Raw genomic sequence first — 24,919 nt, 5'->3', positions numbered from 1 at the left:
AATCCGGGACTCCCCATCCCCGCATGGCCTGATAAGGTCGCGGGTGAACAATGTTCACACCGGTGGGGGAGAGACGGGGATGATGCGCTGGATTGTCGGAGGCGTTGCGGGACTGCTTGGCCTGGCAGTTGTGCTGGTGATCGCGGTCAGCGGCTGGATGACCTGGCGCTTCTACGATACGAGGCCGCAAGTGTCCGGCACGGTCGAGCTCGCCGGAATTTCGTCCGATGTCTCCATCGTGCGCGACCAGTATGGCGTGCCGCACATTTTCGGCGAGACCGAAGCCGATATCTTCTTTGCGCTCGGCTACGCCCACGCGCAGGACCGCTTCTTCCAGATGGACATGATGCGCCGCTATGTGCACGGGCGGCTGTCCGAAGTGCTGGGCGAGCGCACCATCCGGGTCGACGCCCGCAACCGTATTCGTGGCTATCACCTTGTCGCTGACGCGGCGGTCGAGAATCTGAGCCCCGAGGCCCGCGCCGCAGTCGAGGCCTATACCGCCGGGGTGAATGCCCGCCTTGAGCGCGGCACCCCGTCGCCGGAATACGCCATTCTGCGTTTCTCGCCGGAGCCTTGGCAGCCGCGCGATTCTGCCGCCGTCGTCGTCTACATGGCGGATTCGCTCGCCGCCGGTGAATACGAGGAAATGAACCGGCGGCTCCTTGAAACACTTTTTACCGCCGATCAGATCGCGGAATTCCTGCCCGGTTATCCGGACTGGGCCCCGACCATGCTGCAAGCGGAGGACTTTCCCGCGCCGGACGGCGATGTCCCGGCACCGGAGACCGATGTTCAGGACGATGTGAATGGCGGCTCGAATGCGTGGGTCCTGTCCGGGGAACACACGGCGACCGGCGAGCCACTGCTGGCGAACGACCCGCATCTGGGACTCTCGGCACCGGGCATCTGGTATTACGCGCACCTCGCGCTGCCTGACGGCCATGTCGTCGGTTCGACGGTGGCGGGGGCACCGCTGGTGGTCCTCGGCCGGAATGACGTCTCGGCCTGGGGGTTCACCAATACCGGGTTTGACGTGATCGATTTGCGTCCCGTGCCGCCCGGCTCCATGGCGACCACCGAGCGGAGCGAAGTTATCCATGTTTCGGGTGGCGACGATGTCGAAATCACCGTCCAGGAAACCGAATCTGGTCCGATTCTCGATCCGGACTGGTTTAATCTCAATGGGTTCGGGGAAAGTGACGTCATCCTGATGAGCACGGCGCTGGACCGGTCCAACGACGTTGCGGATGTCTCCTACCGCATCATGAAGTCGCGCAACTGGGCCGAATTCGTCGAGGCGGGCCGAGGCTATACCGCGCCGATGCAGAACATGCACTACGCCCATATCGACGGTACGATCGGCTATACGACGCCGGGCCTCGTCCCGCTGCGGGCCGAAGACGGCAGTTGGTCAGGTTTTATCCCTTACGAGGATTTGCCGCGTGTCGAGAACCCGCTCTCGGGCCGTATCGCCTCGGGCAATAACCGCATCGCGCCGGACAATTATCCGTATCCGACGCCGGGCGAGTATTCGATCTTCCGCGCAGTGCGGATCGACGAAATGCTGAACGCGGTCGACCAGCACGACATGGCAAGCTTCCATGCCGGGCAGATGGACGTGACCTCGGCGCAGGCCCAACGTCTCATCCCGGTCATTGAGGCCAGCCTGCCGCGCACCGCCGCCGGTGAGGACGCCCGCGTCCACCTGGCCGTCTGGGACGGCGAGATGGGTATGGAGCGCTCCGAGCCGCTGCTCTATGCGCTCTGGTACCGCGAACTGGCGCGCGAGATTTACGCCGACGAGCTGGGTGAGAATTTCCGCCGCTTCCTCGGCAACCGGCGCGGCTTCATCGACAATGTCCTTGTCGGTGGCCAGACACACTGGTGTGACGACATCACAACCGCTGCTGCGGAAACCTGTGCCGACGCGGTTGGAGCTGCGCTGGACGCGGCCATGGCGATTGGCGTCGAGCGCTATGGCGCTGATCTGGATGCCTGGAACTGGGGCGACGTTCACCAGGCCGTCTTTGATCACCCGGCCTTTACCGGTGTGCCCTTCCTCGACGGGCTCTTCACCGTACGCCAGCCGGTCGGCGGGGACGGGTCGACGCCCAATGTCGCCGTCTATTCGATTGGCGCGGACAATTTCGACGTCTTCCACGGACCGTCGCTGCGCGTCGTCTATGACCTCTCGGACCTTGATGCCTCGCGCTACATGCATGCGCCGGGACAGTCGGGTCATCCGCTGTCCCCGCACTACCGCGACCTAGCGCCGATGTGGGCGGCGGGCGAGAGTTTCGAACTGCGCACCGACTGGACACCGGAGAGCCCGCCAGAAGGGTCGCGGACGCTGGTGCTACGGCCGGCGGGGTAGTGTTCACTGAGATTCCCCGAACACGTCGGGGAATGACGCAGAAATTTGAGGGCTGGCGCTGAAAAAATTGCGTCATCACCCGCTTTATGCGGGTGATCTTTGGCAAGGGACAGCAAGGGACAGCAAGGGAGACACCGCCATGACCATTCGTCTGAACCGGCGCCAGGCGCTTCTCGGCGCGACAGCAATCTCCCTGACGGCGGCCGGGTGTGGCACCTCCCGGCCCGCGCCACCGGAGCCGAGCGGACCGTTCCGTCATGGGGTCGCGTCGGGCGAACCGGACGCGACGAGCGTGGTGCTCTGGACAGCGATCACCGAGGATGGCGGCGGCGAACGCGGCGTGGAAGTCGCCCGGGACGAGGGCTTTACCGACATCGTCTTCGAGCAGTTCGAGACGATCACCTATATCCGCATGAACCCGGTCACGACCGTGAAGATTCTGGCGACAGGTCTCGAACCCGGCACGACGTATTTCTACCGGTTCCGGTTCAATGGCGAGCATTCGCCGGTCGGGCGGACGAGGACCCTGCCCGAAGGAGATACCGGCCAATACCGTGTCGCGGTGTGTTCGTGCTCGAATTATCCGGCGGGATATTTCAACGCCTACGCCGAGCTGGCTGCGCGAGACGAAATCGATCTCGTCCTGCATCTGGGTGATTACATCTACGAATACGGGATGGGCGGCTATGCCACCGACGACGCCGAGGACATGGACCGCGTTCCGGTCCCGGCTCATGAATGCCTGACGCAAGCCGACTATGCGGCGCGGCATGCCCTCTACAAGTCCGATCCGGACCTGCAGGCCGCACATGGTGCCAAGCCCTGGTTCATCATGTGGGACGATCACGAGGTCGCCAATGATGCCTGGGCGGGCGGGGCGGAGAACCATAATCCGGACAATGGCGAGGGCGCGTATTCCGACCGCCGCGCCGGCGCGCTGCGCGCCTTCCACGACTGGAACCCGACCCGGGAACCGGAGGACATGATCGGCACGGCGCGGCGCATCGAGATCGGTAATCTCGCGACCATCGCGCTTACCGAAAGCCGCCATACGGCCCGCACTGAACAGCTGACCTTCGACAGCTTCCCGATCCCGGCCGATTCCGAAGACACACCGGAAAACCGCGCACTGGTCTCGCAATGGCTGGACGAGGTGGTTGGCGACCCATCGCGGGAAATGCTGGGTGCTGCGCAGATTGCCGAGATCGCAGATCTGTTTGCCGCCTCGCGTGAAGACGGCAAGCCCTGGCAGATCCTGGGCGGGCAGGTCCTGTTGGGGCGCGTGACGATGCCGAATTATGTCGAGGTTCTGCCGGGTTGGTTGAAATGGCTGGTTCGCCGCCGCGACGATTTGGCGTGGGACTATGTTCAACGCTCCCGGTTCGAAAGCCCGTTCAGCTTTGACAGCTGGGATGGTTATCCGGCCGAGCGTGAGCGTCTCTACGCGGCGTTGCGCGACGCCTGTGGCCAGTTCGTCGCGATTGCCGGCGACACACACAATTTCTGGACCTGTGATTTGCGCGACGATACCGGCGACCGGCTCGGCTTCGAGTTCGGCACGACCTCCATCACCAGCCCGTCACCTTTCGAGGCGGTGCCCGCGCCCGGCGTCCATTTCGGCCGCATCACCGAGGCGAACAATGACGAAATCCTCCACCACGAGCCCTATGCGAAAGGCTTCATGGTGTTGACCCTGGCTCCGGAAGCCATCGAGACCGAATTCGTCGAGGTCTCGACCATCAAGAAGCGCGGCTATACGCCTGCAACCGAGAGCCGCTGGCGAGTCTCGCGGGGTGACGGCGGGATGGAGATCGAAGCGGTTTGACACGAATCTTCCTCTCCCCCCTGGGGGAGAGGATTGAGGTGAGGGGGGACGTGCCGGATTGTGCTCGACTTGAACCAACCCCTCAACCTGACCTTCTCCCCTTCTAAAAGGGGAGAGGGAATAATGTTTGGCCGCGAGACTATCTCCGTGTCCTTGGGTCAAGCCCAAGGACCGAACCTGTGTTAACGGCAATTTCTCCTTCCCCTTGAGGGGGAAGGTGGCCCGCAGGGCCGGAGGGGGAAGCTCCCACCGTCTGCGTTTCCCCGACGAAAGTCGGGGCCCAGTTTCTTGAGCTCTGGATCCCGGCGTCCGCCGGGAAAACCCTAGAGTGCGTCACCACAGCGCGTCAGTCCCTCATGGTCCATGGATGCCAGGGACCCCTGCCGGCGGGGCCTTGGTATGACGCTTTCTGGAGCGCACAACCCTTCCTCATGCTGAGGTGCTTTCCGTCAGGAAAGCCTCGAAACACGTTGTGCCTGCCCTCCCATCCTTCGAGGCCCGCTGAAGCGGGCACCTCATGATGAGGAGTGCTACATTCCAGGACGAAACTTACTGCCCAGCCCGCACCAGCCGGCCGGGACGGGCATCGGTGACTTCATCATTTTCGACAACGGGCACGCCGGAAACCAGCGTGGCGCGATAGCCCTTCGCCTTCTGCAGGAGGCGCCGACCGCCAGCGGGCAGGTCCGAAACCATGTAGGGCGGGAGGACGTTCAGGCGATCATGGTCGATGATGTTGAGATCGGCCTTCTGCCCCACCGCGATACGGCCCCGGTCCGTGAGTGAAAGAAAGTCGGCAATGTCGGCGGTCAGCATCTGTACCGCGCGGGGCAGGGCGATGCGTTCGCCGCGCTTCCGGTCGCGCGTCCAGTAGCTCATCAGATAGGTGGGAAGCGAGGCGTCGCAGATCGTGCCGACATGCGCCCCGCCATCGCCGAGCCCCTGCAAGGCCGCCGGGTGCGTCATCATCTTGAAGACATTGTCGTAGCTGCCTTCGGTGTAGTTGTAGATCGGGAAGTAGATCAGCTCCTTGCCGTCGCGCATCAGCACGGTGTCGTAGAGCTTTTCCATCAGCGGCATACCCTCGGCCTCGGCCTGTGCAGCGAGTGAGTTTTCCGGCGGCTGTTCGTAATCGGGATTGTCGCCGAGACGGAAGAGCTTGGTCGCGACGAAATCGATATGCTCCATCAGCAGATCGGCGAGCGGCGGCACGGACGAGCCGGGCCCGGAGAGCTTGTCGGTCTTTTCAGAGAGGATTTTCGCCTTGAACTCGGGCGTCTTCATGATGGCCACCCGCTCCTCAAACGGGAGGTGAGCGATTTCCTTGTAGCTGGGATAACCCATGAAGAAGTGGAAGGTGCATTGCAGGCCGAGGAACACGCCGATGCCGCGCGGGGCAGTCTGCACGCGCATGTCGACGCCTTCGCTGCGTATGGCCTCGGTTTTCTCAAGGATGCGCAGCCACTGGTCGGGCGCGAAGTCGCGCTGCATCAGCGAGACCGAGAATGGACGCCCCCCGGCCGCCTTGGCGTATTGCTCCAGCACTTTCCACTCGGCCTCGAACCGGTCTCCCTCACGTTCGAGGTCGAAGTCGGAGACGGCCTGCACGACACCATGATCGAGGCCTTCAAAGGCCGAGGCGATGCCGGTCAGCTCCCGCGCCGTGGCCTCGGATGATGGTGTGAAATCGCCGTCGGCGGTCTTGTGAACATCGCTGCGCCCGGTCGAGAAGCCGATGGCACCGGCTTCGACGGCGGCGCGGACGAGGTCGCGCATTGTCGCGATGTCGTCCTCGGTCGCGTCTTCCTCGGCAATGGCACGGTCACCCATCACGTAAACGCGCAGCGGGTCGTGGCCGATATGGACGGCGACGTCGATGGTCCGGTTCTGCGCGTCGAGCGCATCCATATAGTCTGGGAAGCTCTCCCAGTTCCATTTGAGACCTTCGGCGAGTGCCGTGCCGGGAATGTCTTCGACGCCTTCCATCAGCTTGATCAGGCGCTCGTGGTCGGTGGATTTGACGGGCGCGAAGCCGACGCCGCAATTGCCCATCACGGTGGTGGTGACGCCGTGACAGACGGACGGCTCCATGCGGTCGTCCCAGGTCGCCTGTCCGTCATAGTGGGAATGCAGATCGATAAAGCCCGGCGTGACGATACAGCCCGAGGCATCGAGAGTACGGCTGGCGTCTTCGGGGCAATCGCCCAGGGCGACAATCCGGCCGTCACGAATGCCGATATCGGCGCGGATGCCGTCCCCGCCATTGCCATCGAAAACCGTGCCGCCGGTGATCTTGATATCGTACGCCATGATGCCGGAAATCCCTTCGCCAATCCTTTTGGGGGGAGCCTATCGGGGGGCGGGGCAATGTCCAGATGCCGTGTCGATCTGCCACCGCAGCTGACGACCAAAGTTGAATTTTTTCTCATGAGGCGGAAAGGCAATCGAATTAATATAGTGCTTTATTAAATGTGGAATCGAACGAGGGACCGCATCCATGAAGCCGATAAGCTTGCCTATCCTTCTGGCGGCAGCCCTGTGTTTGCCGGCCACCGGGGTCGCTGCTGACCCCGCAGACCGTACTGCCAGCCCAATACCGCGAACCGGGCTGGCCGGAACGGAGGAAGGGGGCCCGCTGCGCGCCCCGGATGGCCGGCAAGTCCTGCTGGTCGCGCTGCAGCCTGACGCGTTGGCTGCCGATACGCGACAGGACGCACTCTTCGACCGGCTCGAGGACGTCGCCGGCCCGGGGATCACCGTGGTGCAACGCTTCCGCTACGTCCCGGCCGTGCTGGTCATGGCATCCGACGCGGAGGCTGTCCGGCTGCGCGCGGATCCGCGTGTCCGGTCCGTGCATCCGGAATTGCTGGCGGATGAGACATTGGCGTCGGGGGTGCCGATTACCCAGGCCCCGGCGATGTGGAGCAACGGCATTGAGGGGCACGGACGGTCCATTGCCATCCTCGATTCCGGCGTTGACCAATCGCATCCGGCCTTTGCCGGGCGGATCCGGGATTCAGCCTGTTTCGGCGCGCCGATTGCCGGATATGAAGACAGTTTCTACAGCCTGTGCGCAAACGGAACGACCCGCGATACGGGGTCGGAGAACGCGGGCGATGCACGCCTGTGTGAGGGTTTCCGGCAGTGCGAGCACGGGACGCTGGTCGCCGGGGCTGCGCTCGGGCAGGGCGGTCCGGTCAATGGTGACGGCGTGGCGCGTGGGGCCGACCTGGTCGTGGTGCAGACCAAGGCGGGCTATACCGGTGATGTCTGCGCTGACGGAATCCGCTGCCGATCCGGGACGATTTCCGATCTGATGCTGGCGCTGGAATGGCTTTATGACGAGCGCGACCGGCTTGACCTCGCCGCGATTAATATGAGCGTTGGCTTTTATCGTGCCGATGCCGCCAGCGGCGAATGCGGGGACCATCCGATGGAAGTCATCGTGCGGCTTTTGCGTGATGCCGGGGTCGCCGTGACGGCGGCGAACGGCAATGACGGGGAATCGCTGCAGCATTTCCCGCCTTGCCTGCCGTCGACCATCGATGTCGGCGCGACGGACGATTTTGACCGGGTAGCCAGCTTTTCCAACAATTCGGCAGCGGTGGAGCTGATGGCACCGGGTGTCGACCTGACCCTGCCTGCGCCGGAATTCTATGCCGAGAGTGGCTATTTCACCGGAGCGGGGACTTCAGCGGCTGCGCCGATGGTCGCAGGCGCGTTCACACTCCTGGCGCAAGCCCATCCGCGGGCGACAATCGAGCAGCGGCTGGATGTCCTTCAAACCACGGGCCGGCAAGTCATTGATGTCCGGCTGGACCAGGACGGTGTGCCCTTCAATGTTATCCGGCCCCGCATCAATATTGCCGACGCGGCGACGTCGCTGGACACTGTCTTCCGCTATGGGCCCCGGCTTGGTGCTGCGGTCCTGCCCCAGATGCGGTCGATCGGGCCGGGTGGTACGGCCACGGCCTTTGCCACGCTGGTCAATGCGTCGGAGTATCCGGCCACGCAGTGCCGGATTACGCCACCGGCTCATTTCGAAGGCGTGTTCAGTTTCACCCGGACCGATCCGGCGACCAATGCCGTCATGGGGGTGGAAAATGCCCCCGTGGATATTCCGGCCGGCGGATCGGCCAGCTTCGTGTTCGCGATGACCCCGTCTGCGGAATATGACAGCATGGAAATGACCCTGAATTTCCGCTGTGACGGCGGTTTTGGCGCGCCGGGCATTCGCGGCGTAAACCGCTTCATCCTGTCCGCTGACAATCAGGCCGTCCCCGATCTGGCCGCCGTTTCGGCGACGTTGAGCGGTGACGGTATCGTGCGGTCAACCGTTGGCGGCGCGACAGCTTTTGCCGTGTCGGCCGTCAATATCGGCACGGCGGATGACATCACGGTCTCGGTCACCGACGGCGGGCGCGATCTGGGTGCGAGCATCGATATCTGCCCAACCGACCCGGCCACGGGAGCCTGTTCGGCACCGCGTGCAGCAACCGCCACGCGGTCTCTGGCCACCAACACGGTCGGGACCTACTCGATCTTCGTGCAGACGCCGGACGCCATTGACTTTGATCCGGCGCGCAATCGCCTTTCGGTAGAATTCAGGGATACGGGCGGGGGCCTGCGCGGGGCGACCAGCGTGGCGATCCGGGCCGATTAGGCCCGATCGCCGCGCCGGTCGATCAGCCGGAACGCGCTGGCCAGTGTCGACCCGGCAATCAGGTGCCAGACGGCCCAGATCGCGGTGACGGCGGCCGCTCCACCAAGGCCCTGGAACTGGCTGAGCAGGATGACGAGGCCTAGCCCGGAATTCTGGATGCCGATCTCGAATGTCAGCGCCCGGCGCGAGGGTATGTCGAGGCGCAGCACGCGTCCTGATACGGCACCGAGGCCGAAGGCCGCTGCGTTATGGGCGATGGCCACCGGCAGGACGATCAGCCCCGTCCCGATCAGCAGCGCCCAGTTGCCGTAAAGACCCAGGACGACCAGTACGAATATCGCCACCAGCGACGCGGTATAAAAGAGCGGCTGGATCCGGGCGGCAAACCGCGGCCAGACGCCGGACACGGTCATGCCGATGGCGAGTGGAACAGCCATCAACAGCGCGACCTGGATGATGAAAGGGCCGGCCTCCAGTTCAATGCGTCCGATCAGGGCCGCGGTCGGCGGATAAAGGCTGGCCCAGAACAGGATCGACACGGGCGTGACCAGAAAGGCCAGCGCGCTCGACAGGGCCGTTAGCGATACTGAGTAGGCGGTGTTGCCGCGTGCCGCCATGACGAAGATGTTCGAGATGTTTCCGCCGGGACAACAGGCAACAACGATCATGCCGAGCGCGACCGATGGCGTCGGTGCGATGAGGGCCGCGAGCCCGAGCGACAGTAGCGGGAGGCCGAGGATCTGGGTCAGTGCACCGCCCGCAAACATGACGGGTCTGGTTTTCAGGAAGGCAAAGTCGGACGGCTTCAGGCTCAGCGCGACCGCGAACATCATCATCGCCAGCACGACAGAAAGCGCGATCTGGGTTTCGGAATTGATGGAAACCAGTGAGGCGTCGAGCGCGGCGGGATCGGTCATGGGCGGACTCCGGCCGGGCGCGGGTCAAAATTCATCGAACGAAGTCTCCCAACCGGTCATGTGTGGGTATTGGGGACTGGACCGGGACGGGATGCAAGGGCCAGTGAACGACGCGGGCGTTGATGCGTTTCCCTGTCACAGTATTTTTTTTGATCAGGAGACACACCGGATGACACACGGACCGCAAAAGACCCTCTGGGTTGTCGCCATGGATGGCGCGAAGGCTCTGATCTATCGCAATGAGGGTGACGCGGACTACCCGGTTCTCAAACCTGTCGAGATCGAGAAACAGGACGTTCCCCCGACCCGCGAGATCGTCTCCGACAAGCCCGGGCGGATGTTTGACGGGACCGGCCACCGCAGCGCCATGGATGAAGGCGATGCCCATCAGTACGAGGAAGCGGAGTTCGCCAGGGACACGGTCGAATTCCTCAACGCGCATGCCCTGAAGGATGACTATGGCCGGTTGATAATCTTTGCGGCCAGCCGCACGCTCGGCGTGATCCGGCCCGAATACCATGACGCCCTGAAGGAGCGGCTGATCGGGGAGTTCGACATCGATGTCGTCAATGAGCCGGTCGATGCGCTGGAGAAGCGCGTGCACAAGGCGCTGGAAAGCGCCTGACATCTCGACAGGGCCGGGCGGTGCGGCCTAGTCTCCCCGGAAAGGGTGAACGCTGTTCAATGTTCACCTCTGACACGGGGAGAGGGCCGACATGACACGACTGACCGGACGCATTGCCGCGCTGACCGCTGCTGCCTTTCTGCTGACCGCCTGTGGCGGGGGTAATGAGAGGCGTGATGTTTCCGATGCGGACCGCGATTATGCCGCGACGCTGATGGAGCAGCTGATTGATGCGCAGCCCGGCGAGGTCATCGAGATTCCGGCCGGCGTATTCGTCTTCGACCGCTCGCTGTCCCTGACCGTCGATGGCGTGACCATCCGCGGCGCGGGCATGGATGAGACGGTCCTGTCTTTCTCCGGCCAGACGTCCGGGGCGGAAGGCCTGCTAGTGACCGCCAGCGATTTCACCATCGAGGACCTCGCCATCGAGGACACGCGCGGCGACGCGCTGAAGGTCAATGAAGGCGACAACATCGTCATCCGCCGCGTGCGGACCGAGTGGACCAATGGCCCGGACACTGAAAACGGGGCCTACGGCATCTATCCGGTGCAAACCACGAATGTGCTGATCGACGGGGCGGTTGCGATCGGGGCGTCGGACGCCGGTATCTATGTCGGCCAGTCGCGTAATGTGATCATCCGTAACAGCCGGGCGGAATTCAACGTCGCCGGGATCGAGGTGGAAAACACCGTTGGTGCGGACGTTTACGACAATGTCGCGACCAACAATACCGGCGGCATCCTGGTGTTTAACATGCCGAACCTGCCCCAGCCGGGCTATCAGACGCGCGTCTACAACAACCGAGTCTTCGGAAACAATACCGGCAATTTCGGTCACCCCGGAACACCGGTCGCCAGCGTTCCGGCCGGGTCGGGTGTCGTCATCAACTCCAACGACCAGGTCGAGATTTTCGACAACGAGATTTCCGATCACCGCACGGCAAACATCATCATCTCCTCTGTCCATTCGACCGGGTTTTCCGATCTCGGGACACAGGAGAATTTCGACCCGTACCCGGAAGCGATCTATATCCACGGCAATACGTTCGGCGAGGGCGGGGGCAATCCCGACCATCTCGAGCTTCAGGCCCTGCGCATTGCGATGTTCGGGATCACCGGCAATATCCCGGACGTCTTGTGGGACGGCTATGTCGATCCGGCCAAGATGGAAGACGGCGCACTTCCAGCCGATCTGCGCATCTGCATCGATAACGGCGACGCCCAGATGCTCAACGTCGACTTCCCGAACGGGAACGACAATCCGCACATTGTCGAGGATACGGCCTGCACGCTCGATCGCCTGCCGGCGATCAGCCTGCCTGGCTAAGGCCATGGGTATTCCACGCGTTCTTTATGGCCTGACCGCAGCCCTCGCGCTTGCGGGTTGTGAAGGCGCGTCCTCGCCCGGGCCCGAGCCGACCTTCATTGCAGATGGCAATCCGCCGACCTTGAGCGACTGGGGCATGCTGGCGGCCCGGGACGGACAGCTGATCGCGGGCGAAGGCGTCGAGCCCTACGATCTCGTCACGCCGCTTTTTTCCGATCATGCCGGGAAGTTCCGCACGGTCTGGATGCCCGAAGGCGCGAGCGCCCACTATTCCGAAGACGGCGTTTTCGACTTTCCGGTCGGCACGGTGATCACCAAGACCTTCTTCTATGCCAACGGGCCGGATGGCGGCCTGATGCGCGGTGACGAGGCCACGAACGTCTGGGCCGAACCGGAAGTACTGGATCTGTCGCGCGTCCACCTCGTCGAAACCCGCATCCTGGTGCGTCGCGAAGAAGGCTGGACCGCCTTGCCCTATGTCTGGAATGCGGAACAGACCGAGGCGCGCCTGATGCGGACGGGCGATGCGCAGACGTTCGAGGTCGCGAGTGCAGCGGGCGGTATCAATACGGTCAATTACCTGGTCCCCAACGTGAACCAGTGCGCGGGCTGTCACGCGACCAACAACACGACGCGGCAGATCCAGCCCATCGGGCCGGCGGCGCGTCACCTCAATCGTGAATTCGACTATGCCGAAGGGACCGGTAACCAGCTCGAACACCTGATCGCTGTGGGATACCTGACCGGTGCGCCGGCGGCAGGCGACGCGCCGCGTGCTGCGGACTGGACGGATACGTCGCTGCCGATTGGCGACCGGGCGCGGGCCTGGCTCGATATCAATTGCGCGCATTGCCACAACCCGGCAGGACCGGCCGATACGTCAGGCCTCTATCTCGATCCGGGGACGGAATGGGGACCGAATTTCGGCCTGTGCAAGACGCCCATCGCCGCCGGGCCGGGGTCGGGCGGACATCGCTATGACATCGTGCCGGGAGATCCCGACCAGTCCATCCTGATCTTCCGGCTGGAATCCTTGCGGCCCGACGTGATGATGCCGGAACTGGGGCGCTCCATCGTCCACGAAGAGAGCGTCGCCCTCATCCGCGAGTGGATCGAAACGCTCGACGGCGACTGTGACGCCTGACGGGTCTTATCGCCCTTTCATCGCCATGCTAGATTCGTCCCGGACACGAAACCCGAAGGGGGTTTCGCCAGACCGGGGAAAACCATCATGCTTTCAATACTTGCCGCGCTCCTGCTTCAGGCCAGTGGCATGCAGCCCTTGTTCGACCATGGCCTTCAGGTCAGTTCGGACTCGGTGACCTATGTCGTCTTCTTCGAGGAGGACGGGCGTTATTCGACCAGTGTCGGGATCCACGGCACGTGGGAGATTGTCGACGGCGAATTGTGCACCACGCGCTCGACGGGCGAGCACAACTGCCAGCCGCTGATGATGGACGGGCTCGAAACCGGTTCAAGCTGGACCGGCGAGAATGCGGCCGGCGAAACCGTGACCTTCACGCTGGTGCCCAGGGAGTAGGGCGCACTCTCTGAAACCCCGGGCGGCGAAGCCGAACCGGGGCCTTCATCAATTTCTGAGGTCCCGGCTCGCTGACGCGGCCGGGGTTTCAGCTACCTACTCCCTGTAAAATTCCGCCTGCTTGTCGAACATGGCGCGGTAGCGGCCATCGGCGGCAAGGAGGGCGTCGTGCGTGCCCTGTTCCACGATCCGGCCCTTGTCGAGCAGGATGATGTGGTCGGCGTGTTTCAGGTTCGAGAGGCGGTGGCTGATCAGGATGACGGTGCGCTGCGTTTCGCCGGTGGCTTCGAGGATCGCGGCCTCGGCTTCGGGGTCGAGCGCGGCGGTTGGCTCGTCGAGGATAAGCGTGTCGGCCCCCTCGCGCAGCATGGCACGTGACAGGGCGAGGCGCTGCCACTGACCGCCGGAGAGCTCGCGCCCGTCGAGGAATTGCCGCGACAGCTTGGTGTCGAGTCCTTCGGGCAGGTCTTCGATGATCGGCAGGGCGAGGCCCTTGCGGGCGGCTTCGAGCAGTTTGCCGCTGTCTGTGACGCGCAGGCCTTCGCCCATGGCGATGTTTTCACCGACGGTGAGATTGTAGCGCTGGAAAGGCTGGAACAGCGCGGCGGTCCGGGCATGGAGGGCCACCGGGTCCCAATCGCGCACGTCCAGCCCGTCGAGCAGGACCCGGCCCGAATCCGGCACGTAGAGCCCCATCAGCAGCTTGACCAGCGTGGTCTTGCCCGAGCCATTGGCCCCGACAATCCCCAGCTTGGTGCCGGGCGGGATATGGAGCGAGACGCCATCGAGGGCCGGGCGTTTTGTATTCGGATAGGTGAGGGCAATACTCTCCAGCCGGTATCCATCGCCGGGCTGAGGGCCTTCGGTCGCGGTTCCGCGCGACGTGCCTTCGGTGAGCGCCAGAAGGGCGTAGAGGTTCGACATGTAGAGGAGGTCCTCATAGCCGCCGCCAATGGTGGCAAGCAGCGAGGTCATGGTGTTCTGGCCCTGTTTGAGGAGGGCGGCATACATCGTCATCAGACCCAGCGTGATGGACCCGGTGACGGTTGCCCAGACGACCCAGACCTTGCCGCCCATGAAGATGGCTGAGCTGACCACGATAAGCGCCATGCCGATGGCCGTACGGCGCGACTGCAGCTTGCGGTCCTCGCCGAAGAGCCAGTCGAACAGGCCGGCATGACGGGAGGAGATCGCCTCATTGCTCCCGGCGTGAATGCGCTCGACCGCGGCGGTTTCGCTGGTCATCAGCGTTTCGAGATAATTGCGGCGACGCATTTCCGGTGTGCGGCCGGTGTAGAAGCGGAAGGCATCAGCGGAAAAGCGCAGTTCGCTGGCAAACAGGGGCAGGCCGCCAAGCAGGACAATCAGTACCGCCAGCGGCGAGAATGTCCACAACACGGCGGCGAAGGTGACAATGGTGAGGGCGTATTGCCCGGCCTCGAATATCCGCGTCACCAGGCCATAGGGCCGCGCCGCCGCATGCTGACGCGCCAGAATGATCTGCTGCTGGACGTCGGCAAGTTCGATGGTCTGCAGATCAAGGCGCAGCGTCTTGTCAAAGATGAGCCGGCTGACGGCATAGCCCAGCTGGGCGTGGAGAATGCGTTTGAGAAAGGTCAGCAGGCGGCGCAGCGCCAGCATGCCACCAAGCACCATCGCCTCGACGCCGGTCCAGATAAGCGCCTCAACGCGGTCGGCTTGTGTCCCACTCTCAATCGCGGCGAGGATGGCATCGATGATCAGCTTGGCGATATAGGCCGCCAGAGCCGGTGCAACGGCCAGCAGGATCGTCGCCGTGCCGATGGCGAGCGTCAGTTTCGGCGCGGTGCGCCAGACGAGCGCCATGGCGCGTGCGCCATGACCGAGCCCTTCCTTCAGGCCCGGAACCGGGATGTCAGCGAAGGGGTGCTCGGTCTTGGCCATGACGGCCCTTATAGCCGCTTTCTAGCCCGCCGTTACTCCGCGACCGCTGCCGTCGCGCGGGCTTCCGATACGCGCTGCGTGAGGACATTGCCCTTGTGCGGGAAGGGCTGTGCGGGGAGCGGGCGGCCGAGGAAGGGGGCCAGCTTCTCAAAGCCCTCGCCATTGCAGATATCGATGATCAGGAGGTCTTCGGGACGGTCCTTGAAATACTCCATGACCTCGCGGACATGGCGGTCATAGACCCAGGAGAAACGTTCCGGCACGAAATTGTAGCAGCCATAGACGGCCGCGCGCAGGAGCTGGCGGACGAGGAGATGGGTTTCCTCATCCGGGTCATCGGTCTGCTTGAAGGCCGGCCGGTTGAACCAGTGGTTCTGGCAGGAACGTAGCCAGCTCTCCTTGTCGCGTACGGTCAGGATGAACTTGCTGCCCGGATAGGCCTGGTCGAACTGCTGGTAATAGGGGACCGTCGTGATGTCGGTCAGCCCGTCATAGTCCTTCAGGAGCGTCAGGTCGTATTGTCCGTTGGCGAGCTCGGTATAGGTGTCCTCGTCAATTGGGTAGTGCGAGGTGTCCCAGCCGAGAATCTGCAAAGCGCCGGTCAGCGAGCGCGTGCCGGTGCGCGACAAGCCGAGGCCAAAGACTTTCGGCTTGTCGTCGGACGCGCCGTATTGCTGGCGATGTTCGTTTTTCTCCAGCCAGGCCTCGAGCTCTGCCATGGTGAACTCGCCCTTTTCCTCGATACCGAGCCGGTCCAGTTCAGCCTTCGCGTGCTCGGGCAGGGCCTCGATGAAGGCGTGGACTTCGGCCGGCGTCGCGGTCTTGGAGACGAGGCGGCGCGTGTAGTCGATGGCGTGGCGGGCGACCATGAAGTCATCAACGCCATTGGCCGATTCCGGCCAGCGCTTCATTGCCATGTCGAGGCGGCGTCGCTGGACGCGGTTGCGGCTGCGCAGCTCGCGCAGCGCGTATTTCATGAAGACGTGGCGGTAGAACTGGAAGTGGTCGTGCAGGATGTCGAAATTGCGGAACTGCTTGCTCATCCGCAGCGGCTTCATCGCCAGATTGCGCAGGCGCGATTCCGGGCGCAGCACGTATTTCATGTCATCAAGCGGCGGTTCGATGGACGCCATCTTGCGCACCAGGTCGATGCGGGTGATGTGCACGCCACAGTGCAGGCGTCCGCGGAAGCGGTCGCTGACATAGCTGTCGATATAGGCCGCATCGAAGGTCTCGATCATCGTGCGCATGTCCTCGAGGATGAGGCAGTCGGCATCGAGATAGACGACATAGTCGCAGTCGTGCGGGATGCGCAGCATCTGGTTCACGCACTCGGTGAAGGGACGGACATCGTCGATGATGTGGATTGCGTCCGGGCGAATATGGCGCTTGGCCAGTTCCAGCGCGACAGAGCGGGTGCGTTCGTCGATTTGCCGGAAAACGAGATCGATCTTGGCCATTTGCCTATTCCCCCCACTTCAGAGGCTGGTTGAAGTCGCCGGCAACCGTCTCGAAGAGGGCGGCGTGCGCGTCTGACAATTCGCGCTTCCAGCGCAGGTCGAGCCGGATCGCGTCCGGGTGTTTCTCATAATAGCCGCGCGTACGGTCGGTCAGCGTGACGAAGGCGTCTTCGGGGTCCTTCAGCTGGCCGCGCGCGGCGACATACTGCGTTCCGCTGTTCCCGCCAAGCGGATGTTGCGGTGTCTCGTGAAAGCGCAGCATGGCCGCGTCAAAGGGCAGGCCGAGGAAGGCGCAGAGGGCGCGGGCGGTGGCTTGGGGTTCGGTCGCAAGCTCTTCATAGCGCAGGCGCAGTTTGGGGCCGTCGAAACCCTCGAACAGGGCTTCGCTGCGCGAGATCTGGCTCATCCAGTCCTCGATTTGACCGGCCGGATCGCGGTCGGGATATTTCCTCAGGCGCGAATTGATGACGGCGCGCCCGTCGCGGGTCAGGAAGATCAGATAGGGCTGACCGCCGGCATCGCTCAGCTCGCCTGCGCGCTCGGTAATCCAGGCCGGGTCCTTGGTGGAATCGACGATGACCGATGCGCCGGTGTGGACGGCGATCTGGGGGTAGAGCGCGCGCGAGCGGTCCCAATGGAAGCGCGACCAGACTTCGCAAGCTTCACCGCAGATCTTGCAGACACGCTTGCGCAGCGGCTTCTTCTCGTCGTGCAGATAGCGAATCTTGCCGCCTTCACCGACGTAGAACGCGCCGGGAAGGCCGTTCAAAATCATGCCCAGCAGTGTCGAGCCGGAATGGCCCGCACCGCATATCATCACGCCCTTCAGGCGCGTTTCGTCGTGCATGTCCATCGCCCGTCTGTCCTTCCGCCCCCAAAGCGAAAGGTGTCCCCCGCGATCGCTCGTTTTGGAGCCTGTTTTGCGTGATATTGCAAGCGAATTCCCCGCAAACGCGACGCGTTTGCCGGGGGGCGACTATTCGAAGCGCAGCGCCTCGATCGGGTCGAGCCGGGACGCGCGGAAGGCCGGGTAGAAGCCAAAGAAGACCCCGACAAAGGCCGAGGAGCCAATCGCGAGCGCGGCAACAACCGGCTGGATGGCCACCGGGAAATCGCCCATCGAACCGACGATGAATGTGCCGATCACGCCGATCCCGAGGCCAATGAGGCCGCCGGTGACACAGAGCACCACGCTTTCGATGAGGAACTGGTTGCGGATGTCGCGGCGCTTCGCCCCGACCGCGAGGCGCAGGCCGATCTCGCGGGTCCGCTCGGTCACCGAGACCAGCATGATGTTCATGATGCCGATCCCTCCGACCAGCAACGAAATGGCCGCCGTTGCGGCAAGGAGAAGGCCCAGCTGGTCCTCGGTCTCGTTTTGCGCACGGATGAATTCGGCGAGGTCGCGGACGTTGAAGTCGTCTTCCGCGCCGGGCTGAATGTTGCGGCGGATGCGCATCATGTACTCGATGTCGGAGCGGACCCGGGCGACGTTCGCGCCGCCTTCGACTTCGGCATAGATACCGAAGACAGGGTCGCGGACACCGAATTCATAGCCGAATATCCGGTCGCGACCGGTCGTGATCGGCACGAAGGCGACATCGTCCTGGTCGGAGCCCCAGTTGGACTGGCCCTTTTCCTCCAGCACACCGATCACCAGCATGGGCGTCGTTCCCACACGAATTGTCTGGCCCAGAGGGTCGTTGCCGCCAAAAATCTCGTCGGCAACGGTTTGGCCAATGACAACGACCCGGGCACCGTCCTCGACCTCGTCGCGGTTGAAGACCCGGCCTTCGACGGTGAACCAGTCGCGGGTCTCGAAATAGTCCTCGTTCACGGCCTGGATACGCGTTGTCCAGTTTTCACCGTCGCTGACGATCGCGGCACTTCCCGACATCTCCCCCGAGGCAGCGGCAATGCCGTCAACTTCGGTCCGGATCGCTTCGACATCGGCGTCCGACAGGAATGTCGCCGTGCCCGCCCCGCCGCGCCGGCCGCCGCGGGAATTCGATCCGGGCCGGATGATGAGCAGGTTCGCGCCGAAGCTGGAAATACGTTCCTCAACGGCCTGTTTCGCGCCTTCGGAGATCGACACCATGACGATGACCGAGCCGACGCCGATAATGACGCCGAGCATGGCCAGTACCGTGCGCAGGGCGTTGATGCGAAGCGCAGTCAGGGCGACGCGGACGGATGCGAGCAAATTCATCGCCGGTCCTTCACGATCTGTCCGTCCCGGAAGACGATCTGGCGGCGGGCATGGGCGGCGATCTCGGCCTCGTGCGTGACGAGGATGATGGTCATGCCTTCCCGGTTCAGCCCGTCGAAGATTTCGAGGATTTCCTCGGACGTTTTGGAGTCCAGCGCGCCGGTCGGTTCATCGGCGAGCAGGATGGCCGGGTCGTTGACGAGCGCGCGGGCGATGGCGACGCGTTGCTGCTGGCCGCCCGAGAGCTGGGCCGGGTGGTGGTCCATACGCTCGCCCAGCCCGACCTGTTTCAGGCGTGCGATGGCCCTCTCGCGCCGGACGCTCCACGGCAGGCCGGCATAAAGCAAGGGTAGGGCGGCATTCTCGATCGCGGTGGTTCTGGAAAGAAGGTTGAATTGCTGAAACACGAAACCGACCTTGCGGTTGCGGAAGTCGGCGAGTTCGTCCGCTTTCAGGCCCTGCAGGGGTTGGCCTGCGATGGAGAGCTCGCCGCTGTCGGGCCGGTCGAGCGCGCCGAGCATGTTCATGAAGGTCGACTTGCCCGAACCCGACGCGCCCATGATGGCGACATAGTCGCCTTCCTCGATGGTGGCCGACACACCGCGCAGGGCATGAACCTGCGTATCACCCATCTGGTAGGTGCGCGTCAGGTTGCGGCATTCGATGAGGGGCGCAGCCATGCCTATTCGACGGGCCGCGCACGGGTGACGACGGCTTCGCCGGCTTCCAGCTGGCCGCCGAGGACTTCGGTGCGCTGGTTGTCGGCGACGCCGATGCGGATATTGCGTTCCTCGAACATGCCGTCCGCGTTCTGGACATAGATCGTTGCGGACTGGCTTTCGGATGCCGCGGCCTGCATCTGGCGGTAGCGGGCCATCTGTTCGGGCGTCAGCACACCCGACAATGCTTCAGCGATCCGCGCACCCATGGCCGACCGATCCGGCGGCGTGCCGCTTTCAGCTTGCGCGCGCATTTGCGAGAAGACCTGGCGCATGGCTTCCTGGGCGTCGCGCTGCTGGTCCTCGGTCATTTCGAGTTCCTCGGCCATGCGCGCCATCATGCCGCCGGGACCACCGCCGCCCGGGCCTCCGCGTCTGCCGCCACGCTGACCTTGAGGCGCGCCAGCGGGTTCTGCTGCCGCGATGACACGGTCTTCCAGCGGGCCGGACGGGCGGAATCGCAGGGCTCCATTGGGCACAGAGAGAACGCCCTCGCGCTCACCAGTGATGATGTCGAGATTGGCCGTCATGCCGGGCAGGAGGCGGCCGCCCGGATTGTCCGCCGTGATCACGACCGTATAGGTCACGACGTTCGCGGTGTTGGTCGCCGCAAGGCGGACCTGCTCGACCCGGCCCTCATAGGTGCGCCCCGGAAAGGCATCGACAGAGAAACTTGCCGGTTGGCCCTGTGTGATCTGACCGATATCGGACTCGTCGACCTGGGCGTCGATCTGCACCACGGACAGGTCCTGCGCAATGGTGAAGAGGGTGGGGGCTGACATGCTGGCCGCGACGGTCTGGCCGACGTCGACAACGCGGTCGATGACGACGCCGTCGATCGGTGCGCGGATGACGGTGCGTTCGAGATCGATACGTGCGCCTTCCAGCGTCGCTTCGCGTTGTTGCAGCGCGGCGCGGGCATTGGTGATTTGCGCGAGCGCGACGGCGCGTTCCGATCGGGCCGACTCCAGCTGCGCAGTCGCGGTCTGGAACGCCGCATCGCTGGCGATGCCGCGCGCGTGCAGCGACTCGATCCGCGCGAATTCTTCCTGCGCAACAGCGAGGTTGGCGTCGACCCGTTGCAGGGAGGCGCGTTGCAGCTCGACCTGCGCTTCGGCGGTCGCCACGGCGGCTTCGCTTTCGCGGACCCGGGTCTCGAATGTCTGCGGATCAATGCGGGCGATTACCTGTCCGGCTTCGACCGGCGAATTGTAGTCGACCATGATTTCGGCGAGCTGGCCGGAAAGCTGGGAGCCGACCTCGACGGTCACCCTGGCGCGCACCGATCCCGAGGCCGAAACCGAGCGGCGGATGTCGGTGGTTTCGGCTTCTGCGGTCTGGATGGTGAATTCGCCCGTCGGGGTGTCATCCCGTCCGAAAAAGAACCAGAGACCGGCGATCAGGGCGAGGAGGAGCGCGCCGGCTCCGGTCAGCATTTTCGTGATCATAAGCTACCAGTCTGATTGAGGCCGGGTCACCGGCAACGTCCCTGAATCAATATACGTAACTGATAACACTATCCGTCGCGCGAACCACAGTTGCAGGGGGATGGATGCCGACTGGACGGCAGAAGGGTCGCGTCAACTGTGCGGGGCGGGATAGCTCACCGAGGTGCGAGCCAGATCGTTGCCGCGTCAATCAATCAGGGAATCCGGCTCTACGGACACGCCGAGTTTGGATTCAATCCCCGGTGAAAAAGTGACATTTACGACCTTGCAGGACTCAAACCCCGTCCGCCTGACGGCATTGGCACCGACCCTGACAGCACCAATTTCGGCACCACGGAAGTTTGCACCGTTCAATAGACAATTCTTGAACACCGTCCCGCGGATGTCGGCATGTTCAAAAGAGGCCCCGCGCAGGTCACAGTCGATGAATTGCGAACAGGAATTGAGCGATTGAGAAAAGTCGCCGCCGATTGCGCACACACGGGTGAATTTCGACATGGGGATCTGGCGGTCACTGAAAGCATCAGCAATGGGACGGATATCCTCGTCTTCAAGTTCAAGCAGACGGCCGGATTTGCCATTCATCGCGGCCCAGGTTTCGGCATGTTCGATCAATGACCGTATCTTGGCCGCGCGTTCGCGCGCATCTGGTGTCGGGTCCATGACGCAACTTTTCAGCGATTCAGGCGCAATGCGAACGCGCTTCATGTCGATATCAACAAGAATGGTATTCTCGAAAACAGCACCTTCCAGGACGGCCCCGTCTAGATGGGATCCCGTGAGGTCCGCGCCGCTAAAATCGGCTCCCTGTAGCCGGGCACCGCTCAGCTTGGCACGCTTCATTGAGCAATCCCGGAAGTCTACTTTGCGCGCGGTAGGTCCGGTCTGACTGCCCGTGTTCCAGGCTGTGAACTTGCCTTCCTTGTCGGACTTGATCAGCAGGGCATCGCGGAAATCGGCTTCATCCAGATTGGCCCCGTACAGGTCAGCCCCGCGCAATATGGTTCCGCGCATGTCCGCCCGATAAAGGTTTGCCCCCCGGAGATCGGCATTGGTCAGATCCGTGCAATAGTAATTGGCGAATTTGAATGCCGTAAGGGCGAACCGGCTTCCCGTCAGGTTGGATCCCGAAAAATCCGCTTCATCAAGCTGGCGCCGTTGGAATGTACAGCCAGACCAATCCGCAAATTTTGCAATCAGCTTTCGTCCGCCGCGGCGGCGCTGTACGTAGTTTTCATGGTCCGTGACCATTTGGGCCATATAAGTCAGGGACGCAGACGATTGGGGCATTCTCTCAGTCCAGATCGATCACCCGGCCAAGACGGGTGCGTGACTCCGATTGCCTCTAACACCAACAGTATACGGATTTGACGAGGTCGGCCAGATTTACTTGAAGAACTAGGCCGGAGCAGGGGAACGGCAAGGCGATGACAGTATTTTCGGTATAACTATATGATCGATAATAAGTAATATGTACTTCGAGGCAGTGTAGGGCCTCGAGCGCACGGGTTGGGATATTAGGAAACGGGCTACGATTGCGCTGGCGTTGCGTCAGTTGGATTGCGGGTCGAGTGAACGGATATCGGAGCCAGATGACGAGGGGCGATACGACAGACGCACAACATGCGAACGAATAAAAAACGATGCTTATCGGCCGGACTCCTGCGGTATGCGGTTCGCAGGTCAACGTAAATGGGAGCCGGCTAGTTAAACCCCGAAGCGTTCTGTTGGTTGTGACACCCGTGCCGGCGCTACGGGGCCACGCAATTCACGGCTCCTCTCCGTCCTTCGTGGGAGCCTCGCCCGCCCAGGCTTCGAGATAGATGTAATCGGTCAGCCGCCGGTGGTCTGCCAGGGCCGCCTCGATCGTCTCGGGCGGGACTTCGGCGACGCGGGATTCGAGTTCAGCGGCATAGGTCAGAATGGCCCCGTCGAGTGAGGCTTCCACCTCGAACCGAAAGACGTCGTTCTCGATCCGGGTGTTGGGCAGGTCAGGTACGGTCCAGTCCCGCCCGGCACCGAGATCGACCGTGATTTCATGCCGGAGATGGAGGGGGAAGGCGGCCACCATCGGCATTTCGCGGTCCGCATCCCCAATATCCGGCAGGACATTGGCGAGGCCGTGGGCCTGGACGTGAAAGCTGTCGAGCGGTGCTTCGCGTTCGAGGTCCCCGCCAACACGCAGCACCATCGAGACAATGATCTGGTTGAGAACATCATCATCGATCAGGCGCGGTGTTTCGAGGATTTCCGCGGCTCCATAAGTCTGTGCATAGTAGCGTGTCAGGGCGTCACCGAATGCGCCATCGGTGACATCAAGCCCGAGGCTGCGAAATTCGTCGGCCCGGATGCCGGCCTGAATATAATCGATATGCAGGTCGATGCTGTCATCGCTCTCACTGAGCTCGTAACGCTCGCGCAATACTGACATCGGCCGGTCACCCCGATCGATATCCATGTCCACCAGCGCACCGGTCCGGCCATCCAGCGGCAGGGCAAACCCGTAATCGGGCTGGGTGATGGATTCCAGCGTTCCCGATTGTGGTGAAAAGGTCGGATCGAGCCAGTAGTCCCGTCCGCCGATCCGGACACGGGCAATCACATGGTCGAAGGCGAGCGGTGTTGGCGCATAGCGGTCGATGACCGGGCCCTGGGCGGCGCTCACCAGGGCCGCGTGGGCGTCGATGTCCAGCGCTGCAAGCAGGGACAGGAACAAAAGTGTTTTCGCCTTGCAGTCGCCGGTACGCAGTCGGAGGGTTTCGCGCGTGCGCTGCGGCACATATCCGCCATCGCCCAGGACGGTTGCGAAATAACGGATATCGGTCTGCACAAAGCGAAGGGCCGCGGCGGCCTGTTCGGCGGGCGTGGCGTACTGGTCGGCAATCTCCGCAGCGATGTCGGCGATTTCTTCGTTGAGGTCCTCTTCGAACAGGGGGCGTCCCCACCTCGCGATGTCCTCCCAGCTGTCGAACTCGGAAACGATGAGGATCGGCCAGGCTGCGTACCAGGCCGGCAGGACGGCATCCTGGGGCCGTGGCGCGAGTGGCTGGGGCGCTATCTCCAGGACCAGCTCCCGGCGTGTCTCCCGGACGTCGACCTCCGGGCCGTTGCCGAGCAGCGCCCATCGTGATCCGCGCGGCCAGCGAGACCGCAGCGCGTAGGTATCGATGGGCAGGACGGTTGCGGGCTGGAACAGCTGGGTCGAAACACCGGCAAATGCCGACGGCGCGCCGTAAAGGGTGGCCCCGATGTCGACGATGTCACCGGGGCGTACCTCGCCATAGCGCAGGATCGCCGTCACGGTCCCGGTCAGTATTTGCTGATCGAGCAACTCCTCCCGGCGGGCGAAATCAACAGCGACGCGTTCCAGCCGGTCTTCGGTCACGCCATCGCGGGTGACCCGTACATGGTGGATTTCGAGACGGTTGTGGACAGGATCGAACTGGAGCCGGAACTGGGCGAGCGCATCAACCGTCTGGAGGGTTTCCGGCCGGGCGACATAGCGGGTGTAGACTGCATCTTCAGCGCCCGTTGCATCATGCTGGGTATCGGCCAGGATGACCCGGATGCCGCTCGGGGCCCGTTCGGGATCAATCTCGAGACCGGCAAGGTCGATTTCCTCGACAAAATCCGGGGGCGGAGAAAAAGCGACGTCGTGCGCCGGATCCTCCGGGAGGGCTGCCGCGCGTTCTGCCGGTGCCGGGGCCGTTGCAGGCTCGCCACCGCCGGTCTGGCCCAGCCAGTAAACGGCCCCGCCGCCCGCAATCGCGGCGACAATAACCAGATTGAACATCCAGACAAACGATCTCATGGCGACCCCACACGCCGTCCCACCCGAAGGTCATCCTAGAGGGGATGACCGGTCTGCCAACTGAATTCGATCTTC

17 protein-coding genes are annotated in these 24,919 nt (G+C 63.2%); 7 read left to right on the top strand and 10 right to left on the bottom strand.

Going from position 1 to position 24,919, the window contains the following annotated elements:
- Window positions 1-79: 79 nt before the first annotated feature.
- Both V0U35_RS08780 and V0U35_RS08775 read left to right on the top strand, forming a co-directional pair.
- Window positions 80-2,377 (top strand): penicillin acylase family protein, encoded by a 2,298-nt coding sequence (locus V0U35_RS08780; protein WP_330196322.1) that lies wholly within the window; start codon window positions 80-82, stop codon window positions 2,375-2,377.
- Window positions 2,378-2,516: 139 nt separating this feature from the next.
- Entirely contained in the window at window positions 2,517-4,202 is a 1,686-nt protein-coding gene (locus V0U35_RS08775) for an alkaline phosphatase D family protein (RefSeq protein WP_330196321.1), read from the top strand.
- A gap of 549 nt (window positions 4,203-4,751) precedes the next feature.
- Here the strand turns inward: V0U35_RS08775 and V0U35_RS08770 are convergent.
- The gene (locus V0U35_RS08770; RefSeq protein WP_330196320.1) at window positions 4,752-6,512 is read right to left on the bottom strand and encodes an N-acyl-D-amino-acid deacylase family protein; all 1,761 of its coding nucleotides are present in this window, start codon (window positions 6,510-6,512) and stop codon (window positions 4,752-4,754) included.
- Window positions 6,513-6,699: 187 nt separating this feature from the next.
- On the opposite strand from V0U35_RS08770, the gene V0U35_RS08765 reads away from it, so the two are divergent.
- The gene (locus tag V0U35_RS08765) at window positions 6,700-8,865 is read left to right on the top strand and encodes a S8 family peptidase (protein ID WP_330196319.1); all 2,166 of its coding nucleotides are present in this window, start codon (window positions 6,700-6,702) and stop codon (window positions 8,863-8,865) included.
- On the opposite strand, the gene V0U35_RS08760 is transcribed toward V0U35_RS08765, so the two are convergent.
- Window positions 8,862-9,782, bottom strand: coding sequence for a bile acid:sodium symporter family protein (locus V0U35_RS08760; protein ID WP_330196318.1), 921 nt, complete (start codon window positions 9,780-9,782; stop codon window positions 8,862-8,864). The genes V0U35_RS08765 and V0U35_RS08760 overlap by 4 nt on opposite strands.
- A gap of 169 nt (window positions 9,783-9,951) precedes the next feature.
- Here V0U35_RS08760 and V0U35_RS08755 point away from each other — a divergent pair, with 169 nt between their 5' ends.
- The 4 genes from V0U35_RS08755 (at window position 9,952) to V0U35_RS08740 (ending at window position 13,274) form a co-directional block, all read left to right on the top strand.
- Window positions 9,952-10,407 (top strand): baeRF12 domain-containing protein, encoded by a 456-nt coding sequence (locus V0U35_RS08755; protein WP_330196317.1) that lies wholly within the window; start codon window positions 9,952-9,954, stop codon window positions 10,405-10,407.
- Window positions 10,408-10,498: 91 nt separating this feature from the next.
- Window positions 10,499-11,734, top strand: coding sequence for a parallel beta-helix domain-containing protein (locus V0U35_RS08750; RefSeq protein ID WP_330196316.1), 1,236 nt, complete (start codon window positions 10,499-10,501; stop codon window positions 11,732-11,734).
- Window positions 11,735-11,738: 4 nt separating this feature from the next.
- Window positions 11,739-12,878, top strand: a complete 1,140-nt coding sequence (locus V0U35_RS08745) for an SO2930 family diheme c-type cytochrome (protein ID WP_330196315.1) — start codon at window positions 11,739-11,741, stop codon at window positions 12,876-12,878.
- An 87-nt stretch (window positions 12,879-12,965) separates the two neighbouring features.
- Entirely contained in the window at window positions 12,966-13,274 is a 309-nt protein-coding gene (locus V0U35_RS08740) for a hypothetical protein (RefSeq protein WP_330196314.1), read from the top strand.
- A 96-nt stretch (window positions 13,275-13,370) separates the two neighbouring features.
- Here V0U35_RS08740 and V0U35_RS08735 read toward each other — a convergent pair whose 3' ends face one another.
- The 8 genes from V0U35_RS08735 to V0U35_RS08700 form a co-directional block, all read right to left on the bottom strand.
- Window positions 13,371-15,197, bottom strand: coding sequence for an ABC transporter ATP-binding protein (locus V0U35_RS08735; protein WP_330196313.1), 1,827 nt, complete (start codon window positions 15,195-15,197; stop codon window positions 13,371-13,373).
- A 32-nt stretch (window positions 15,198-15,229) separates the two neighbouring features.
- Window positions 15,230-16,657 (bottom strand): sulfotransferase family protein, encoded by a 1,428-nt coding sequence (locus tag V0U35_RS08730; protein WP_330196312.1) that lies wholly within the window; start codon window positions 16,655-16,657, stop codon window positions 15,230-15,232.
- Window positions 16,658-16,661: 4 nt separating this feature from the next.
- The gene (locus V0U35_RS08725; RefSeq protein WP_330196311.1) at window positions 16,662-17,510 is read right to left on the bottom strand and encodes a sulfotransferase family protein; all 849 of its coding nucleotides are present in this window, start codon (window positions 17,508-17,510) and stop codon (window positions 16,662-16,664) included.
- 123 nt (window positions 17,511-17,633) lie between these two features.
- Window positions 17,634-18,866 carry an ABC transporter permease gene (locus V0U35_RS08720; RefSeq protein WP_330196310.1) on the bottom strand — a complete coding sequence of 411 codons (1,233 nt, stop codon included), beginning with the start codon at window positions 18,864-18,866 and terminating at the stop codon, window positions 17,634-17,636.
- Complete coding sequence (locus tag V0U35_RS08715; RefSeq protein ID WP_330196309.1) at window positions 18,863-19,546, bottom strand: ABC transporter ATP-binding protein; 684 nt, start codon at window positions 19,544-19,546, stop codon at window positions 18,863-18,865. Before V0U35_RS08715 ends, V0U35_RS08720 begins: the two co-directional genes overlap by 4 nt.
- Before the next feature lie 2 nt (window positions 19,547-19,548).
- Window positions 19,549-21,033 carry an efflux RND transporter periplasmic adaptor subunit gene (locus V0U35_RS08710; protein ID WP_330196308.1) on the bottom strand — a complete coding sequence of 495 codons (1,485 nt, stop codon included), beginning with the start codon at window positions 21,031-21,033 and terminating at the stop codon, window positions 19,549-19,551.
- A gap of 186 nt (window positions 21,034-21,219) precedes the next feature.
- Window positions 21,220-22,284 carry a pentapeptide repeat-containing protein gene (locus V0U35_RS08705; RefSeq protein WP_330196499.1) on the bottom strand — a complete coding sequence of 355 codons (1,065 nt, stop codon included), beginning with the start codon at window positions 22,282-22,284 and terminating at the stop codon, window positions 21,220-21,222.
- 517 nt (window positions 22,285-22,801) lie between these two features.
- A complete protein-coding gene (locus tag V0U35_RS08700; RefSeq protein ID WP_330196307.1) occupies window positions 22,802-24,844 on the bottom strand; it encodes a DUF3857 domain-containing protein in 2,043 nt (680 codons plus the stop codon).
- Between the last annotated feature and the right edge of the window lie 75 nt (window positions 24,845-24,919).

The organism is Hyphobacterium marinum, assembly GCF_036330325.1.
Taxonomy (GTDB): domain Bacteria; phylum Pseudomonadota; class Alphaproteobacteria; order Caulobacterales; family Maricaulaceae; genus Hyphobacterium; species Hyphobacterium marinum.
Note: the sequence above shows the minus strand (reverse complement) of the source record. Positions and strands in the feature narration are given on the sequence as shown.